16 protein-coding genes are annotated in these 17,827 nt (G+C 69.5%); 6 read left to right on the top strand and 10 right to left on the bottom strand.

Translation table 11 applies throughout. The annotated features are described in order from the left end of the window. Nucleotides 1-5 precede the first annotated feature (5 nt). Entirely contained in the window at nt 6-533 is a 528-nt protein-coding gene (locus tag ACLJRL_RS04715; RefSeq protein ID WP_410654735.1) for a TetR family transcriptional regulator, read from the bottom strand. Between the two features lie 91 nt (nt 534-624). On the opposite strand from ACLJRL_RS04715, the gene ACLJRL_RS04720 reads away from it, so the two are divergent. Beyond that, a complete protein-coding gene (locus tag ACLJRL_RS04720; protein WP_410654736.1) occupies nt 625-1,440 on the top strand; it encodes an oxidoreductase in 816 nt (271 codons plus the stop codon). Here ACLJRL_RS04720 and ACLJRL_RS04725 read toward each other — a convergent pair. Beyond that, on the bottom strand, nt 1,437-2,372 hold the full coding sequence (locus ACLJRL_RS04725; RefSeq protein WP_410654737.1) for an AraC family transcriptional regulator: 936 nt from the start codon (nt 2,370-2,372) through the stop codon (nt 1,437-1,439). The two genes, ACLJRL_RS04720 and ACLJRL_RS04725, sit on opposite strands and share 4 nt — an antisense overlap. An 82-nt stretch (nt 2,373-2,454) precedes the next feature. Between ACLJRL_RS04725 and ACLJRL_RS04730 the strand changes: the two genes are divergently transcribed. Continuing rightward, a complete protein-coding gene (locus ACLJRL_RS04730) occupies nt 2,455-2,877 on the top strand; it encodes a pyridoxamine 5'-phosphate oxidase family protein (RefSeq protein ID WP_410654738.1) in 423 nt (140 codons plus the stop codon). Here the strand turns inward: ACLJRL_RS04730 and ACLJRL_RS04735 are convergent. The 5 genes from ACLJRL_RS04735 to ACLJRL_RS04755 form a co-directional block, all read right to left on the bottom strand. Then, nucleotides 2,870-4,318: a purine-cytosine permease family protein gene (locus ACLJRL_RS04735; RefSeq protein WP_410654739.1), complete on the bottom strand. Its 1,449-nt coding sequence runs from the start codon at nt 4,316-4,318 to the stop codon at nt 2,870-2,872. The two genes, ACLJRL_RS04730 and ACLJRL_RS04735, sit on opposite strands and share 8 nt — an antisense overlap. A gap of 82 nt (nt 4,319-4,400) precedes the next feature. After that, nucleotides 4,401-5,807, bottom strand: coding sequence for an aminobutyraldehyde dehydrogenase (locus ACLJRL_RS04740; RefSeq protein ID WP_410655162.1), 1,407 nt, complete (start codon nt 5,805-5,807; stop codon nt 4,401-4,403). A 142-nt stretch (nt 5,808-5,949) separates the two neighbouring features. Continuing rightward, nucleotides 5,950-7,599, bottom strand: coding sequence for a thiamine pyrophosphate-binding protein (locus ACLJRL_RS04745; RefSeq protein WP_410654740.1), 1,650 nt, complete (start codon nt 7,597-7,599; stop codon nt 5,950-5,952). Continuing rightward, the gene (gene speB, locus ACLJRL_RS04750) at nt 7,596-8,549 is read right to left on the bottom strand and encodes an agmatinase (protein ID WP_410654741.1); all 954 of its coding nucleotides are present in this window, start codon (nt 8,547-8,549) and stop codon (nt 7,596-7,598) included. Before speB ends, ACLJRL_RS04745 begins: the two co-directional genes overlap by 4 nt. A 35-nt stretch (nt 8,550-8,584) precedes the next feature. Beyond that, a complete protein-coding gene (locus ACLJRL_RS04755) occupies nt 8,585-10,039 on the bottom strand; it encodes a sodium:solute symporter (protein WP_410654742.1) in 1,455 nt (484 codons plus the stop codon). A 100-nt stretch (nt 10,040-10,139) separates the two neighbouring features. Between ACLJRL_RS04755 and ACLJRL_RS04760 the strand changes: the two genes are divergently transcribed. The 4 genes from ACLJRL_RS04760 to ACLJRL_RS04775 all read left to right on the top strand — a co-directional run bounded on the left by ACLJRL_RS04760 (nt 10,140) and on the right by ACLJRL_RS04775 (nt 14,546). Then, nucleotides 10,140-11,624, top strand: a complete 1,485-nt coding sequence (locus tag ACLJRL_RS04760; RefSeq protein ID WP_410654743.1) for a PucR family transcriptional regulator — start codon at nt 10,140-10,142, stop codon at nt 11,622-11,624. Between the two features lie 272 nt (nt 11,625-11,896). After that, nucleotides 11,897-12,574 carry a response regulator transcription factor gene (locus ACLJRL_RS04765; RefSeq protein WP_410654744.1) on the top strand — a complete coding sequence of 226 codons (678 nt, stop codon included), beginning with the start codon at nt 11,897-11,899 and terminating at the stop codon, nt 12,572-12,574. Then, nucleotides 12,571-13,698 (top strand): sensor histidine kinase, encoded by a 1,128-nt coding sequence (locus ACLJRL_RS04770; protein ID WP_410654745.1) that lies wholly within the window; start codon nt 12,571-12,573, stop codon nt 13,696-13,698. Before ACLJRL_RS04765 ends, ACLJRL_RS04770 begins: the two co-directional genes overlap by 4 nt. Nucleotides 13,699-13,724: 26 nt before the next feature. Then, complete coding sequence (locus ACLJRL_RS04775; protein WP_410654746.1) at nt 13,725-14,546, top strand: aldo/keto reductase; 822 nt, start codon at nt 13,725-13,727, stop codon at nt 14,544-14,546. Nucleotides 14,547-14,578: 32 nt separating this feature from the next. On the opposite strand, the gene ACLJRL_RS04780 is transcribed toward ACLJRL_RS04775, so the two are convergent. The 3 genes from ACLJRL_RS04780 to ACLJRL_RS04790 all read right to left on the bottom strand — a co-directional run bounded on the left by ACLJRL_RS04780 (nt 14,579) and on the right by ACLJRL_RS04790 (nt 17,718). Then, on the bottom strand, nt 14,579-15,655 hold the full coding sequence (locus ACLJRL_RS04780; RefSeq protein WP_410654747.1) for an alpha/beta hydrolase: 1,077 nt from the start codon (nt 15,653-15,655) through the stop codon (nt 14,579-14,581). A 16-nt stretch (nt 15,656-15,671) separates the two neighbouring features. Continuing rightward, nucleotides 15,672-17,270: a twin-arginine translocation signal domain-containing protein gene (locus ACLJRL_RS04785; protein ID WP_410654748.1), complete on the bottom strand. Its 1,599-nt coding sequence runs from the start codon at nt 17,268-17,270 to the stop codon at nt 15,672-15,674. A gap of 262 nt (nt 17,271-17,532) precedes the next feature. Further along, nucleotides 17,533-17,718: a hypothetical protein gene (locus ACLJRL_RS04790; protein WP_410654749.1), complete on the bottom strand. Its 186-nt coding sequence runs from the start codon at nt 17,716-17,718 to the stop codon at nt 17,533-17,535. Nucleotides 17,719-17,827 lie beyond the last annotated feature (109 nt).

The following is a 17,827-nucleotide window of genomic DNA, read 5'->3' on the forward strand; positions in this document are numbered from 1 at the left end:
CCGTGTCAGGTTCCCGTGATCCGGGCGACCGCGCGGACGACGAGGTCGCGGTTCGCGGCGGGGGAGGAGAACCCCAGGATCGACAGGTGCACGACGAGGCTCAGCAGTTCCTCGGCGTCGAAGTGGTCCGGTACGGTCCCGGCGCGCTGCGCGTTCTGGATCGCGGTGACCTTGTCCGCGTGCGCCCGCACCTCGGCCTCCGGCATCGCGTCGAAGCCCTGCTCCAGGCGGAGCCAGCCCATGAGCCGCAGCACCTCGGGGTGTTCGAGGTAGCGGTCGAACAGCTTTCCCGCGTAGCCGGGGAGATCGTCCGGGGTGATCGGAAGGGATCTGATGGCGAGGTCCACCTGCTCCTGGACGACCATCTCGAAAAGGTATTCCTTGCTGCAGAAATAGGTGTAGATCAGGGCCTTGTTGGCGCCGGCGTTCTTCGCGATGCGATCCACCCGCGCGCCGGCGATGCCGTACGTCGCGAACTCCTGCGTCGCCGCCGCCAGCAGTCTCCGCTTCGTCGCTTCCTTGTCCCTGACCATGTCCCCGAGTCTAACTAACTGGTTGGTTGACAGCTAGTCCGGTCTCGTGGCAACCTGAGTTGGCAACCAACTGGTTAGTTAGGAGATCGACATGAAGGTCGCACTGGTCACGGGAGCCTCCTCGGGAATCGGCGAGTCGACGGCGCTCGCCCTGCAGGACGCGGGCTACACCGTCTACGGCGCCGCCCGGCGCGTCGACCGGATGGCCGGGCTCGCCGAGCGCGGCGTCAAGATCCTGAAGATGGACGTCACCGACGACGCCTCGATGGTCGCGGGCATCGAGCAGATCATCGGGGAGTCCGGCCGCATCGACGTCCTGGTCAACAACGCCGGCTACGGCTCCTACGGCGCTTTCGAGGACGTGCCGCTGTCGGAAGGCAAGTACCAGTTCGAGGTCAACGTGTTCGGCCTCGCGCGCCTGGTCCAGCTGACCACGCCGCATATGCGCGAGCAGGGTTCCGGCAAGATCGTGAACATCTCCTCGATCGGCGGCAAGATCTATGAACCGCTCGGCGGCTGGTACCACTCGACGAAGTTCGCGGTCGAAGGCCTGAGCGATTCACTGCGGCTCGAACTCAAGCCGTTCGGCATCGACGTCGTGGTCATCCAGCCCGGCGGTATCAAGACCGAATGGGGTGGCATCGCCGTGGAGAACCTGCTGAAGACCTCCGGCGACACCGCCTACGGGCCGCAGGCGAAAGCGCTCGCGAAGCTCTTCGAGCAGGCTGTACGCGGTTCCGAGCCGAAGGTGATCGCCGACGAGATCGTGAAGGCGGTCCGGGCCCGTCGCCCGAAGACCCGCTACGCCGCGGGGTTCGGGGCCAAGCCGATCCTGTTCGTGCGCCGGATCCTCCCGGACCGCGCCTTCGACGCGATGTTCCTCGGCGCACTCCGCCGCTTCGCCTAAGCGCGCGTGGCGCTGCGCCGGAACTCGCTCGGGTTGACTCCCCGGACCCGTTTGAACGCCGCGCTGAAGCCGAACGGGTCGGAATAGCCCACGGTGCGGGCGATGTCAGCGACGGTCGAGGCCGTCCGCTCGACCAGGAGATCCGCCGCGAGCGTCATCCGCCAGCGGGTGAGGTAGGTCAGCGGCGGTTCGCCCACCAGGTCGGCGAACCGCTTGGCCAGCGTCGACCGCGACACGCCCGTCTGCTCGGCCAGCGAGGCGACCGTCCACGGTGCCGCCGGTTCGGCGTGCAGCAGGCGCAGCGCGTCACCGACCAACGGGTCCCGCTGGGCGGCCCACCAGGCCGGGGGTTCGCCGCCGGGCCGGTCGAACCACTCGCGCAGCGTGCAGACCAGCATCCAGTCCAAGAGCCGGTCGAGGACCACCTGCTGGCCTGGCGTGTCGACGGCGACCTCGGCGGCGAGGTGGCCCAGCACGGCGTCGGGACTGCCTCCGGGGTCCGCGCGCACCACGACGGGCAGCGCGTCCAGCAGCCGGCGGCTGATCTCGCCGCGCACCGGATAGGCGCCGACGATCAGGGTCGTGGCGCCCTCGGCGTTCTCGTCGTGGTCGGCCCAGCCGAGCCGGTGCCGGGTCCCGCCCAGCTCCGGCACCGCGCAGTCCTCGCCGCACGCGATCGGTTCGGCCAGGGTGGCGACCTCGTCGACGAAGGTGAACGTCGCCGGGCCGCGCACGAGGATCGTCTCGCCGGCGCGAAGCGGCTCGGGCGGATGGTGCTCCGGCACGATCCAGCCCGCCCCGGTGAGGACGGTGCACAAGGTGAGCGGTGGGCCGTCCACGAACTCGAGCGCCCACGGCGGGGACAGGGTCGAGCTGCCGAACAACGAGCCGTGGGCTCGTACCCCTCGGATCAGGTCACTGAACGCGTCCACCCTGGCGAGGTTAGACGAATACACAGGCGATCCGGCTTCTTACCCATGGGATCGTCCGAGCCGGTCCGGTTGAATCGGTGTCATGAGTACCGGTTCACTGACCACTGAAGACCTCGAATTCCTCCGGCGTCCCCTGCACGGGTTCCTGTCCGTGGCCGCGGGGCCACTTCCGCCGCAGCCACGGCCGGTGTGGTTCGAGGCCACCGCCGAGGGCATGATCCAGCTGTTCACCGGCGCGGACTCGCTCAACGTGCGGCGACTGAGCCGCGACCCCCGCGCCTCGATCGTCGTCGCCAGTCCGGTGGGTGAACGCGAGCGCTGGGTGTCGGTCGCCGGCGGTGTCACGGTGGAGCCGGACGGGGCACCGGACCTGTGTGCCCGCCTGGCCGCCCGCTACTGGGATCTCGGCGATCAGGCCCGTGCCGACGACCTCGCCGGGATGCTGGAGCTGGACTGGGTCCGGCTCGTCATCCGCCCGGAGACCGTCGGCCGCTACCTCATGTGACCTTGGCGAGCACCACGGGCTGTTCCGCGGCCACGGGACCGTAAACCTCCGGTGGCTCGGGGAAAAGCTTGACCAGCAAAGGAAACGCGATGGCCGCCGTGCACAGCGTCACCACCATGCTGATGTCGACGCCGCCCGCGATGTCCTTGAGCGGCCCGGCGATCATCGGGGTGTTGGCGGTCAGCAGCCCCAGCGTCGTCGCCGGGATCCACGCGGCCATCGCCCGCCAGTTCACCCCGCGGGTGAACCAGTAGCGCCCGCCTTTGCGGCCCTGGTTGAACACCTGGAGGTCGTCCGGATCGTAGAACCCGCGCCGCAGCACGAAACCGATCATCATGATCACCATCCACGGCGAGGTGCACAGGACGATCAGCGTGGCGAAGGCGTTGATGCTCGAAACCATGTCCAGCACGAAGTTGCCGACGAAGATGAAGATCACGCTGAGCGAGCCGATCAGCAACGTCGCTTGCACGCGGCTCAGCTTCACGAAGATCGAACTGAAGTCCAGGCCGGTCCCGTAGAGCGAGGTCGTACCGGTGGACAGCCCGCCGATCAGCGCGACCACGATCAGCGGGATCGCGTACCAGAGCGGCGAAATCGCGGTCAGGCCGGTGATGTAGTCGGCCGGGTCGGCGACCAGGGTCGCGGTGGCGATGCCGAAACCGAACGGCAGCAACGTCGCCAGCTGCGCCAGGAACGGCGCGGCCAAAAGGGAACGGCGGCTGTACCGCGCGGGAATGTAGCGCGTCCAGTCACCGAGAAAGGCGCCGAACGAGATCGGATTCGCCATCGTGGTGAGCGCGGCGAGGATCCAGGTCGGCCAGAAATCGCCGAGGGCGTAGGTGCCGGTGCCGGCGAACCCGGGATCGAACGTGCCGCCGTAGGCCACGATCCCGAGCAGCATGATCGCCGTGCCCAGGACGACGGCCACCCGGTTGACGAGCAGCATGAAGCGGTAGCCGTAGATGCACACGACCAGCGTCGCGATCGCGATGACGCCGTACGCGACGCCGCGCAGCACCTCGCCGCCGTCGAAGCCGAAAAGCCGTTGGGCCGCACCGGCGACGGCGTCGCCGCTGACCCAGACCGAGATGGCGAAGAACGTGATCGCGGTCAGCAGCGAGAGGAACGAGCCGACACAGCGGCCGACGACGCCGAAGTGCGCGCCGGAGGAGACGGCGTTGTTGGTCCGGGTGAGCGGGCCGAACAACGACATCGGCGAGAGCACCAGCGCTCCGACGACCACACCCGCGAAGGTGGCCGCGACCGCCGCCCAGAAGCTCAGTCCGAAGGCGATCGGGAGCGTCCCGAGGATGATGGTGGCGAAGGTGTTCGCACCGCCGAACGCCATCCGGAACAGGTCGCGCGGGCGCGAAGTCTGTTCCTCAGGCGGGATCGGCGCGATGCCGTGCTGCTCGACTTCGGTGATCTTCTCACCCATGGGGACCTCCAAAATACGCAAGTAGTCCTCTGGTCGCGGTAGTCGGCGATACGAACTACCGCGACCAGAGGACTAAACGCGGTCAGGCGAAGCGGGTCATGACGTGCTTCACGCGGGTGTACTCGGCGAAGGAGTAGGACGAGAGGTCCTTGCCGTGACCCGAGTGCCCGAAGCCGCCGTGAGGCATTTCCGCGACCAGCGGCCCGTGGGTGTTGACCCAGACGCAGCCGAAGTCGAGTTCGCCCGAGACGCGGGTCGCGCGTCCGAGGTCGTGGGTCCAGATCGACGACGCCAGTCCGTAGGGGACGCCGTTGGCCAGCCGTACCGCCTCGTCCTCGTCCACAAAGGACTGGACGGTGATGACCGGGCCGAAGATCTCCTCCTGCACGATCTCGTCGTCCTGTTTCAGACCCGAGACCACGGTGGGGGAGAAGAAGAAACCGTGATCACCGGCGGGTGAACCGCCGGTCTCCACGTGGGCGTGCGACGGCAGCCGCTCGATGAGCCCGCGAACCCGGCCGAACTGGGCCTCGCTGTTGAGCGGGCCGAAATCCCGGCCGGGCGCTTGTGCGGCGGCGGCCTTGGTCAGTTCCGCGACGAACTCGTCGTGGATCGCGGCGTCCACCAGTACCCGGCTGCCCGCGGTGCAGTCCTGCCCGGCGTTGTAGAACGCCGCGCCGACGATGCCTTCCGCCGCCTCGGCGAGGTTCACGTCGCCGAAGACCAGCAGCGGCGCGTTCCCGCCGAGTTCCAGGTGCGTGCGCTTGAGATCGGCCGCCGCCACGGTGGCGACGTCGATCCCCGCGCGGGTCGACCCGGTGATCGACACCAGTTCGGTGATCGGGTGCTTCACCAGCGCGCGGCCGGTGTCGCGGTCGCCGCACAGCACGTTGAACGCGCCCTGCGGCAGGAACTCCGACGCGACCTTCGCCAGCAGCACGGCCGTCGACGGCGTGGTCTCCGCGGGTTTGAGGACGACGGTGTTGCCCGCCGCCAGCGCCGGGGCGATCTTCCAGACACCCATCATCAGCGGGTAGTTCCACGGCGCGATCTGCGCGCAGACGCCGACCGGCTCGCGGCGGATCACCGAGGTGTGCCCCGGCGTGTACTCGCCGGCCGCGCTGCCTTCCAGATGCCTTGCCGCGCCGGCGAAGAACCGCAGCGCGCTGACGCACTCCGGGATCTCCTCCTCCAGCACGACGGCGCGGATCTTGCCGGTCTCGCGGATTTCGAGCTCGGCGAACTCCTCCGCGCGGGCCTCGACGGCGTCGGCGATCTTCAGCAGCGCGAGCTGACGCTGGGCGGGCGTGCTTTTGCGCCAGACCTCGAACGCGCGGTCCGCGGCGGCCAGTGCGGCGTCCACATCGGACTGTTCGGAAAGAACGCTGGTGCCGAAGACCTCGCCGGTGGCCGGGTTCACGAGGTCGAGCGTCCGCGAGCCGGCCGCCGATACCTCGGAGCCGTCGACGAAGTTCTGGACTGTGTTTATAGATGAACCCGCGGCCGCGATCGCGTCGACAGGGCGCTCGTTCTCGAGTTCGCTCACGTCGTGCTCCTCGGGCGCCCTGTCACCGCGATAGCGAGGCCTTCGGCCAGGGCGGGTTCAGGCAGCTCCGCCAACTGTGTCTGAGTCATTTCTTCTCCAGGTGGGTAGGCTCGAACATCTTCAGCAGAGCGGGGACGACGACCACCGATGGGCCCGGCGTGCGCAGCGCCTCGGCGAGGTCCTTGCCGACGGTGTCCAAAGAGGACAGCGTCGCGGGAACGCCGAACGACTGCGCCAGCGCGACGAAATCGGGCCGGGCGAGTTCGGTTGCGGTGGACTGGCCGAACGCGCCGGTCAGGTACTCGCGCAGGATGCCGTAGCCGCCGTCGTCGACCACGAGCCAGGTGACGTTCAGGTCGTGCTGCATCGCGGTGGCGAGTTCGGCGATGCCGTACATCGCGCCGCCGTCGCCGGAGACCGCCAGCACCGGGCCGCCGGTCGCGACCGCGCCGCCGAGCGCGCCGGGCAGGCCGTAGCCGAGCCCGCCCGCGCCCTGCGCGGTGTGGATCGGCGAGCCCTCGGGGTTCCACACGGACCAGGCCCAGTAGGCCGCGATCGTCATGTCCCAGAACGTCTGCGTGCCCGCGGGGACCGCCGCGCGGATGTCGTCGATGAGCTTGCGCTCGGTTTCGAGCGGTTGCCCGTCGAGCCGCTCCCGCACCTTGCCGAGCAATTCGGCCACGGCGGCTTCCGCCTTGCCATCGGTCTGATGGAACGGCACCTGCTCGAGAAGTCCTTGCAGGGCAAGGCGGACGTCGGCGTGGATGCCCAGAGCCGGGTAGTTCGACTCAAGCTTCCCGAGGTCGGCCTCGACCTGGATCATCCGCCCGCGCGGGGCGAACTCGCGGTAGTTGCTGGACAGTTCGCCCAGCCCGGAACCCAGCACCAGCAGCACATCCGCGTCCGAAAGGAACTCGGTGCTGTGCCAGTCTTCGAGCCAGGACTGGCCGGACAGCTCGTGGTCCCAGCCGAAGACACCCTTGCCGCCGAACGTCGACAGCACCGGGGCGCGCAAGGCTTCCGCGAGTGCCGTCAGTTCCGCCTGGGCGCCGGATCGCAGCGCGCCGCCACCGGCCAGGATCACCGGCTTCTTCGCCGCACCAAGGAGATTCGCCGCCTCGGCGATCAGCTCGGGCAGCGGGGCGAGCGGTGCCGGTCGCGCCGTCACCGACGTGATCCGCGGCAAGGTGGTCCGCTCCAGCAGGATGTCCTGCGGGATCTCGACCCACACCGGTCCGTACGGCGCGGTCGAGGCCGATTCCCAGGCCGCACGCAGCGCCGTCGGGATCTGGCTGACCGTCCGCACCACGTGCACCGACTTGACGACGTCACGGAAGCTGGCCTGCTGATCGGGCAATTCGTGCAGGTAGCCGTGCCGTCCGCCGCCGAGCCCGGCGACCGGGATCTGGCTGGAGATCCCGAGCACCGGCACCGACGCGGCGCGGGATTCCTGCAGGGAAGCCAAAGTCAGCAGCGCACCAGGGCCGGTCGACACGATCATCGGTGTCACCGGGACCGGGCCTTCGGGATTCGCGGCGAGCCGGGCACGGGCGTGCCCGTCGGCCGCGAACGCCAGGTTGTTCTCCACCCGCGAGCTGATCACGCGCAGGTCGGAGGTGCGCCGCAGGGCCTCGAACAGGCCGAGCGCGTGCTGGCCGGGCAGGCCGAACACGGTGTCCGCGCCGAGCGCACCGAGGGTTTCGACGACGACGTCGCCGCCTATCCGTTCTGTCATTCGCTCTTCCCCAAGCTGAGCAGGCTCACCAGGTCGTAGGCGACGTGGGAGGCCGCGATGGCGGTGATCTCGGCATGATCGTAAGCCGGGGCCAGCTCCACCACATCCGCTCCGATGAGGTTGCAGTCGCGCAGGCCTCGCAGGATCTCCAGCAGTTCGCGGCTGGTCATGCCGCCCGCCTCGGGGGTGCCGGTGCCGGGCGCGTGCGCGGGGTCGAGCACGTCGATGTCGACGGAGATGTAGAGCGGGCGGCCGCCGATGCGCTGGCGCAGCGCGTCGACGGTCTCGGCGACCCCGCGGCGCATGACGTCGCCGGAGGTGACGATGCCGAATCCGAGGCGGCGGTCCTCTTCCAGGTCCCGCTTGCCGTACAGCGGGCCGCGCGTGCCGACGTGAGACAGCGCTTCGGTGTCGAGGAGGCCTTCCTCGGAAGCCCGCCGGAACGGGGTGCCGTGCGTGTACGGCTCGCCGAAGTAGGTGTCCCAGGTGTCGAGGTGCGCGTCGAAGTGCAGCAACGCCACCGGGCCGTGCTTCTTCGCCGCCGCGCGCAGCAGCGGCAACGCGATCGTGTGGTCACCGCCGACGGTCACCAGCCGCGTCCCGTTCGCGGTCAGCGCCTCCGCCTCGTCCTGCAGGGTCTCGATCGCCTCGCCGATGTTGAACGGGTTGAGCGCGATGTCCCCGGCGTCGACCACCTGCGTTTCGGCGAACGGGGAGACGTCGAGTTCCGGGTGGTACGGGCGCAGCAGCCGGCTGACCTCGCGCAGCGCGGCGGGGCCGAACCGCGCGCCGGGGCGGTAGGACACCCCGGCGTCGAACGGCACCCCGACGACGGCGACGTCGGCATGCTCGACCTGATCGATCCGCGGAAGCCTGGCGAAGGTCGCGAAACCGGCGAACCGGGGCACCTTCGCGGAGTCGACGGGTCCGATCGGGTTCTGCACAGGCACGGCTGGTTCTCCTTTTTCTTTCTCTGATGGGAGTTTCAGGACTTCGAGGCAGCGAGTTTCGCCGCCGCTTCTTCTTCGGCGACCGCGCTGCCGTTCAGGCGGCGCGTCCACACGGTGAGGATCTCGTCCGACGTCCGCGGGGTCAGGAAACTGACCAGCAGGTAGACCGCGAGGCTGGAGCCGAGACCCCAGTAGATCGGGCTGTTGGCTTCGACGCCGTCGATGAACATGAACGCGACGACCACGACCGTGCCGACGACCATCGAAGCGAGCGCGCCCTGGCGGGTGCCGCGTTTCCAGGCCAGCCCGCCGATGATCGCGACCAGCAGGCCGCCGACGAGGATGTCGTAGGCGATGGTCAGCGCGTTGACCACGTCGTCGACCACCATGGCGATGCCGATCGCGACGATGCCCAGGACCAGGGTGGTGACGCGGTTCCTGGTGACCTCGTTGAGGGCCTTCTTCAGGCCCAGTTTGGACATCAGGTCCGAGGTGCTGACCGTGGAGCACGCGATGAGCGCGCCGCTCGCGGTCGACATCATCGCGGAGAGGGCCGCCGCGAGCACCAGACCGCGGATACCGGCGGGCAGCTGCTCCTCGACGATGGTGGCGAACGCGTCCTGCGCGCTGGCGAGGCTCGGGTAGAGCGCCTTGGCCGCGGTGCCGATCAGCGCGCCGGCGAGGCCGTAGACCAGGCAGTAGACGCCGGAGATGATGCCGCCGCCGGTGGCGATGCCGGGGGTGCGGGCGGTGAACACGCGCTGCCAGATGTCCTGGCCGATCAGCAACCCGAAGCTGTAGATCAGGAAGTAGGTGAGGATCGTGTCGCCGCCGATGGCGGTGAGTTCGAAGTAGCTCTCGTCCAGCCGCGCTGCCATCCCGTCGAAGCCGCCCGCCGAGACGATCGAGACCGGCAGCAGGATGAACAGGATGCCGATGGTCTTGATGACGAACTGGACGATGTCGGTCAGCGTGATCGACCACATGCCGCCGAGCACCGAGTAGAGCACCACGATCGACCCGCCGATGGCGATCCCGACCCAGCTGGGGACGTTGAACAGGACCTTGAAGATGGTGGCGAACGCCAGCGTCGAGGTGACGGTGAGCATCAGCGTGTAGGCCCACATGACGACGCCGGAGATGGCGCTGGTGGAGCCGCCGTAGCGCAGGTCGAGCATCTCGCCGACGGTGTAGACGCGCAGCTTCACCAGCCGCCGCGCGAACAGCGTGTGCAGGACGAGGATGCCGACGCCGATGGCGATCACGAGCCAGGCGCCGGAGATGCCGTAGGTGTAGCCGAGCTTCACGCCGCCGACCGTCGAAGCGCCGCCGAGGACGACCGCCGACATCGTGCCCGAGTACATGAACCAGCCGAGGCGGCGGCCCGCGACCAGGTAGTCGGACTTGGTCTTGGCCAGCCGCAGGCCGAACCAGCCGACGCCGATCATGCCCGCTATGTAGAGCGCGATCACCGCGTAGTCACCGGCCACGATGTCCTCCTTGCCTTTGTCGTCCGGGTCACCGTAGGTTCGCGCGCTCCTTGAACGACATGGGAGGATTCGTCCAAAGTCATGCAGTAGCGAGGACGAAATGACCCAAATCCACGATCCAGTCGACTCCGATGTGAATGTCCCGTTACGGGCCGTGGTCGGCAACCCGGAACTGGCACTCGACCCGGTCGTGGAGACGCTGCGCCCGGGCGCGCTCGACGCCCCGGTGCGCTGGGCCCACGTCAGCGAGCTGCTGGATCCCGCGCCGTACCTGCTCGGGGCCGAACTGCTGCTCACCGCCGGGGTGAACCTGCCGGTGGAGCCGCGCGAGATCGACCGCTACGTCCGGCGGCTGGCGGGCAGCGGTATCTCGGCGCTGGGGTTCGGGCTCACGCCGGGCGCGTACGAGACGTTGCCGCCGCCGCTCCGGAGGGCGTGCGCCGAACACGGCCTGCCGCTGCTGGTGGTCCAGCCCCGGACGCCGTTCCTCGCGATCAGCCGGGCGGTGTCGGTCGCGCTCGCCGAGGCCGGCCAACGGGAACAACGGCGGATCGCGGCCGCCCGGGAGGCTTTGACCAGGGCGGCGGGGGACGGGCTGGGCGAACTGGCGAGCGCGTTGGCCGGACGGCTGCGGGCGTGGGTGGCGCTCGTCGGCGTCGGCGACGTCCTCGCCGCCGACCACGGAGCGCCGTCCCCGCTGCCCGCCGAGGTCCGGGATCTGGTCGCCACGCTGCGGGCGGGGCGGGGGATCCGGAGCGCGACGACGGAACTGCCCGACGGCACGCACGTCGTCGCGCAGCCGGTGTACCCGCAGGCGACGGCGTCGCATCTGGTCGTGATCGGCCGGCCCTCCCGGTTCGACGGCGCGGACCGCTCGATCCTGTCGGTCGGGGCGGCGCTGCTCGGACTGGTCGGCCGCGCGGGTTCGGACGCGGCGGAGCTGGGCGCCATCGCCACCGCGTTGCTGCTGGGAGAGACCGATGTGGCCGGCGGGGACGAACGCCGCCTGGTCGCCGGGATCGCCTACCGCCGCGGGCCCGACGAGGTCGCGGCGCGCTACGACTGGCTGCGCGCCCGGCTGGACACCCCGCTCGTGCGGCTGCTGCCCGGACCGCGGTTCGCCGCGATCGTCGGCGAGGCCCCGGAGATCGGCGACCTCGACCGGCTCCGTGCCGACGGCTGGCTCGCGGTGGTGAGTTCGCCGGTGCCCTCGGACCGGCTCCCCGAGGCGGCCACCGAGGTGGAGCTGCTGCTGCGCCGGGCCGCCGCGCTGGAACGACCGGTGGTGGCGGAGGCGTCGGGGCTCGGGCTGGACGCGCTGATCACCCCGAGCGCCGGGGCGGGTTTCGCCGCCAAGGCGCTGGCGCCGCTGCGCGAACTCGACCGGAAAGGCGAGCGCGAACTGGTGGAGACACTGCGGACCTGGCTCGCGCATCACGGCGGCTGGGACCGGACGGCCGCGGAACTGGGCGTGCACCGCAACAGCGTCCGGCACCGGATCGGGCAGATCGAACGGGCGCTGGAGGTGGATCTGGCGGACCCGGAGATCCGGATGCGGCTGTGGTTCGCCCTGCGCTGGTCCTGAGGCCTTTCAAGCGAGGGGTCGCGGTCGTCTCTGAACGTGAGTGGCACCCTTTCTTTGAACGCAACCGCAGAGTCTCCCAAAGGGCACTCCGCGCCCGACGGAGAGTTCACCGTCGCGTGCCTCTTTTAGGCCGGAGGCCCACGGAAACATTTTGCAGGGCGCCTTCCACGATGGAGTGAGTCCACTGTGGTCCGGCGCCCTGCGGAATGTTTCCGTAAGCGCGCGACAGATCAACACAGGTCACTCTCAGGAATCTGTGGCAACGTAGGGTCGTGCGAATTCTGGTAGTCGAAGACGAAGAACCCCTTGCCGACGCGATCGCACGCGGCCTGCGGCGCGAGGGGATGGCGGTGGACATCGCGCTCACCGGAGACGACGGTCACGAAAAGGCGACCGTCACCCGGTATGACGTCGTGCTGCTCGACCGCGACCTGCCCGGGATGTCCGGCGATGACCTGTGCCGCGAGATCGTGTCCTCCGGCGAGCTGACGCGTGTCCTCATGCTCACCGCGAGCGGTTCCGTGTCGGATCGGGTGGACGGGCTCTCGCTCGGCGCCGACGACTATCTCGCGAAGCCGTTCGCCTTCCCCGAACTCGTCGCGCGCGTGCGGGCTTTGGGTCGCCGCGCGACTCCGGCCGCGCCGCCGCTGCTGACCGCGGGCGACGTCGAACTGGATCCGGCGAGGCGGACCGTCCGCCGCACGAGCGGCCCGGTCGAGCTGACCCGCAAGGAATTCGGCGTGCTCGAGGTGCTGCTTTCGGCCGCCGGTTCGGTGGTCAGCAGCGAGGAGCTGCTCGAGCGGGTGTGGGACGAGAACGCCGATCCGTTCACCACCACCGTCCGGGTCACCGTGATGACGTTGCGGAAGAAACTCGGCGAGCCGGGGATCATCGAAACCGTCGTCGGCTCCGGCTACCGGGTGCCGGAGCAGGGGACAGCACGCGGGTGAAACCGTCCGGCGCTCGCAGCCTGCGTGCCCGGGTCACGCTGCTCGCGACCGGTCTGGTCGCGCTGGTCAGCCTGCTGTTGCTCTGGCTGGCCTGGAACCTGGTCGGCGACGCCGTTTCCGCCGTGCCGCAGCTGCCGCCGGGCACCACGGTGCGGGTCGACGGTGTCGATGTCGACGCCTCGGCGGTCACCGAACATCTGCGGGTGTACTCCCGGAACCGGGTGCTGTTTTTCGGCGCGGCCGCGTTCTGTTTCGTCGTGCTGGCGGCCGGGATCCTCGCGTGGACGTTCACCGCGCGGGTCCTGCAGCCGCTGCGCGAGATCACCGGTACCGCTCGGCGGCTTTCGATCGAGTCGATGGGGGAGCGGATCGGCGAGGTCCGCACCAAGGACGAACTCGCGGAACTGGCCGAGACCTTCGACGACATGCTCGACAGGCTGCAGGCCGCGTTCGACGCGCAGCGCCACTTCGTCGCCAACGCGAGCCACGAACTGCGGACGCCGCTCGCGGTCATCCGCACCGAACTCGACGTCACCCTGTCCGACGAGCACGCCGACGAGGCGGAGTTGCGGCGGATGGCGGGGGTGGTGCGCGACGCGACCGAGCGGGCCGAACGGCTCGTCGGCTCGCTGCTGCTGCTCGCCCGCACCGATGGCGCCGGTCTCGTGGCCAGGGAGCCTGTCGATCTCGCGGTGATCGTCGCGAGCGCGTGGCGTTCGGTGCGGGCCGAGGCCGAGAAACGGGACATCCGCGTCGAATTCGCCACCGCGGGCGCGCCGACGTTCGGCGATCCCGCGCTGCTGGAACGGATCGCGGGCAATCTGCTGGAAAACGCCGTGCGGCACAACGTCGACGGTGGCTGGCTGGACGTCGTCACGCAGGGCGGTCCACTGTGGTCGGTGCTGCGCGTGCGCTCGTCCGGCGGCCTGCTCGACCCGGCGGCGGTGCCCGAACTGTTCGAACCGTTCCGCCGCGCCGGCGTCGCCAGGACGGCCCGCACCGGTGCCGGGCTCGGGCTGTCGATCGTGCGGGCCGCGGTCCAGGCCCACAGTGGAACGGTGTCCGCGGAACCCGTTGTGGGCGGCGGTCTTTCTGTGACGGTGCACCTTCCCGCTGTGCCCTGAGCCATCACCGGGGTTACGGTTCATTCATGGTCCCCAGCATGCGGCTGAACAACGGAACGTCCCTTCCCCAGCTCGGTTTCGGGGTGTACAAGATCGGCGACGACGAGGTGGTGCGCGCGATCCGCACCGCCATCGAGGCCGGCTACCGCGCCATCGACACGGCGACCCTGTACGCCAACGAGCGTGGCGTCGGTGAGGCCGTCCGGACCAGTGGGCTACCCCGAGAGGACCTGTTCGTCACCACGAAACTGTGGAACACCGAGCACGGATACGACTCGGCGTTGCGCGCCTTCGACACGAGCATGAGCGAACTCGGCCTCGATTACGTCGACCTGTACCTCATCCACTGGCCGCTGCCGTCGCGGGACAAGTACGTGGAAACGTGGCGGGCGCTGGAAAAGATCGCTTCGGACGGCCGGGCGCGCGCGATCGGCGTGTCCAACTTCCAGATCCCGCACCTGGAGCGGCTGATGGAGGAGACCGGCGTGATCCCGGCGGTGAACCAGATCGAGTGCCACCCGTGGCTGCACCAGCCGTTGCTGCGGAACTTTCACATCAAGCACGACATCGTCACCGAGGCGTGGAGCCCGCTTGCGCGCGGCGGGGAACTTCTCGCCGACGAGAAGATCACGACGATCGCGGGGAAACACGGCAAGACCCCGGCGCAGATCGTGCTGCGGTGGCATATCGAGATGGACCACATGGTGATCCCGAAATCCGTCACCCCGGAACGGATCGCCGAGAACATGGACATCTTCGACTTCGCGCTCGACGCCCACGACACCGCCGCGATCGCGACGCTGGAGCAGGGGCGGCGGATGGGCCCGGACCCGGACGAACTCTCGTAAGCGCGGGTGGCCCCAAGACCGCCACTAGAGGACTAATTGCGGCGGTCGGTAAGTGCCAAACCGGCCCGCAGCACCCCGGCGGCGTGTAGAAGGGCTTGCCGGGCAGAGGGATCGACGCCCACCCGGCTCGCGAACCCGTGCAGCTGCCCGGGATGCCGCCGGTGGATCACCGGGACCCCGGCCTCGGCCAGTTTCCGCGCGTAAGCCTCACCTTCGTCGCGCAGGGGGTCGAAGCCCGACGTCGCGATGTAGGTCGGCGGCAGGCCCGCGACGTCTTCGTCGTACAACACCGAAGCGCGCGGGTCGCGGTAGAGCGCGGCGTCGGAGAGGTAGCGGTCGCGGTACCAAGCGCGTTCCTCGGTGTCGAGGCGGAAACCGAGCCCGAACAGCTCATGCGACGGATGGGTGCCGAACGCGTCGGTCGCCGGGTTCAGCAGGAGGCTGAACGCGGGCCGGGCGCACTCGCCGCGGGCGCCCGCGTGGGCGACGACGGCGGCGAGGTTGCCGCCGGAACTGTCCCCGCCGACCGCGATCCGGCTCGGATCGACGCCGTACCGGTCGGCGTTCGCGTGTACGTGGGCGAAGGCGGCGATCCCGTCCTCGACCGCGGCGGGGAACGGGTGTTCCGGGGCGAGCCGGTAGTCCACCGAGACCACGCGCATCCCGGCTTCCTCGGCGAGGTAACGGCAGGCGCCCTCGTGCGTCTCGATCCCGCCGAGCACGAATCCGCCGCCGTGGAAGAACATCAAGGCCGGACCCGGCGAAGCGGCACCCGCCGGTTCGTAGACCCGTATCCGCATCGGCCCGGCAGGACCGGTGAACACGTGATCGGCGCTGCGGACGTCCCCGCCGATCCCCGCGCCCGCCAATTCCCCCGCCTGGTTCAATTCGGCGCGCGCCCGTTCGACGCTCCCGTTGCGGTGCGGATAATCGAAAGGCGCCAATTTGGACATTTTGATGAGCACCTGCGAACTGGTCGCCAGCCGCTGCCCGTCCAGGCGGACGGGGCGGCCGGCGACCAGGCGCAACAACGGTTCCGGAAGACCGAGAAGGAACCGGAGGGCGGCCATGAGCGAACGCACGAGCAGTCTCCTGCTCACAGATGGCATGGCCGGAACCCTACGCTCAACGGACGTCCACGAAGACCGGATTCCCATAGAGCCACAGGTCCTCGAACGGGTTGGACTGTCCGATGACGTCGGCGCTCGGTTCGATACCGCCGGGTACGTGCTCCTTGCCGTCGGTGCCGCGCGTCCGCACGAAGAACGGCTCGCGCACGTTGCGGAAGGTGTGCTTGAAGGCGACCCGCCGCCCGGGCACCCACCGCGGTTCGAAGGAGCGCATCACCCGCGTGCCCGGCGCCGTCTGGGCGTCGCGGTCGGCGGCGGGGCCGGTGACCGGCCCGGAGACGAGGTCGAGCCGCGCGAGCCGGGGTATCGCGCCGCCACTGTTGGGCCGGGACGCGAGCTTCGCCGAGACGACGACCGTGACGTCGTCCCCGCGACGGACGCGGAGCCTGCCGCCCATGGTGGCGGAGTCCCAGTGGCTGTACGCGCCGAACTCCAGCTCCTGCGCGAGCCCGCCGTGAACCACCCAGACGCGTCCCGCGCGTAGTCCTTCGAGCACTCCTTCGTGGCTCTTGCGGGTCACGCCGACGACCGTCCGGCTGAATTCGGCGGGTGCGAAGTCCGCGTACGGCGCCAGAACCTGCGGGACGCCGGTGTCGATCGGGTCCGGGTAGACGCCGTGCTCGTCGTAGTAACCGTCGGGGACTCCGGGCCGGACCAGGGTGTCGCCGCGGTTGTAGTGCGAGTCGGAGTTGCTGGTGATCCACCACGGCTTCCCCTCGGCCAGCAGCGAATCCCACAGTCCGCCGACGGTCGCGGTGCTCCAGTCGAAACCGCCGTAGGTGCGGTAGGCCTCCACCGGGAAACCCGGCCACGAGTTCGCGCCGGGGGAGTTGCCGTACCCGCCCCGGGCGCCACCGCCACCCAGCGGTTTCGGGAAGCCGTCGGCCTGTGCGCCGGGCGCGCCTTCCATGCCGATGACGATGCCGGGCGAGGCGTCCCGCAGCGCGCGGATCTCGTGCGGGGCGATCCGGCCGTTGCGCAGAGGGTGGTTGATCACCACCACCGGCGCGTGGATCCGGCGCGCCCGCTCTTCGGTGGCGAGCCAGCGGATCGCCGCGACGGCCAGGGCTTCGTTCGACGGCGTGCCCGGCTCGGTCCCGGTGAGCCGCCAGTCGAAGGCGCGCTCGAACTCGCGCAGTTTCGCCGCCTGGTTCTCGCCCGCCTGGAAGAACAGCGTCGCGTGCTCGGCGCCCGGGACATTCCACTCCATGCCCTGCCACAGCAGGAGATCGCGGTGTTCGCGCTGCGCGGCGCGGATCGCGGTGTTCGTCCGCTCCACAGAGGACTTCTCGTGGGTGGCGTGGCCGTGGTCGGTGATCACCGCCCAGTCGGCGCCGTGCGCGCGGGCGCCGTCGGCGATTCCGTCCACTGTGTACATCGCGTCGTAGGAGTACTGAGTGTGGATGTGGTGGTCGCCCACCAGCCACCGGTAGCGGTCGCGGCCGAAAAGCCGTCTGACATCGATGTCGAGATCGACGTCCAGATCGAGGCCGGTGGCCTCCGCCGGCGCCGCGAGCGGTGCGGCCGCGGCCGCGGCGGACACCAGGCCCGCCCGCTTGAGGAATCCGCGACGGTCCACGTGTTCGCTGTTCATCGTGCTCCTGCCTGGAAGGTTCTCGAGTCGGCAGGACGCTAGAGAGCGCCGCTGAACGGGTGGTGTCCAAGCGGCCAACAGGCGGCACCGTGTGATGATCGTCCCTGTGGAAGAACCGGAACGGAAACGCTCGGCGTCGCACCGGTTGCTCTGGGTACTCGGGGTGGTCCCGCGACGCCGAACCCGTGCCGCTGGGCGCCCGGGGACGGCGGCTGAGGGGCCGTCTCCCCGGAGGATGGCCGGGGAGACGGGCCCTTTCCCGCTACATGTCCCGGTTGGCCGGGGTGATGCCGAAGTCGCGGTTGTCCACTCCGGTGATCCGGACGCTGCCGGTCTCGTCGCCGGTGATGCGGACGCTGTCGTCAGCGCTCGCCACCCCCGCTCCGAGCATCAATCCCAGAACCGCCGCGCCGGCCCCCAGGCCCACGCGCACGACGATGTTCTTCATCGGTATTCCTCCCAGTGTGTGTTTCTTCCCCAGTACCTGGAACCCCAGGTGGGGATGAGTGTTCCGGAAATCGCGGGCACACGCCACAAAGTCCGCGAAATACGCAGAA

Source organism: Amycolatopsis sp. lyj-112, from assembly GCF_046549055.1.
GTDB lineage: Bacteria > Actinomycetota > Actinomycetes > Mycobacteriales > Pseudonocardiaceae > Amycolatopsis.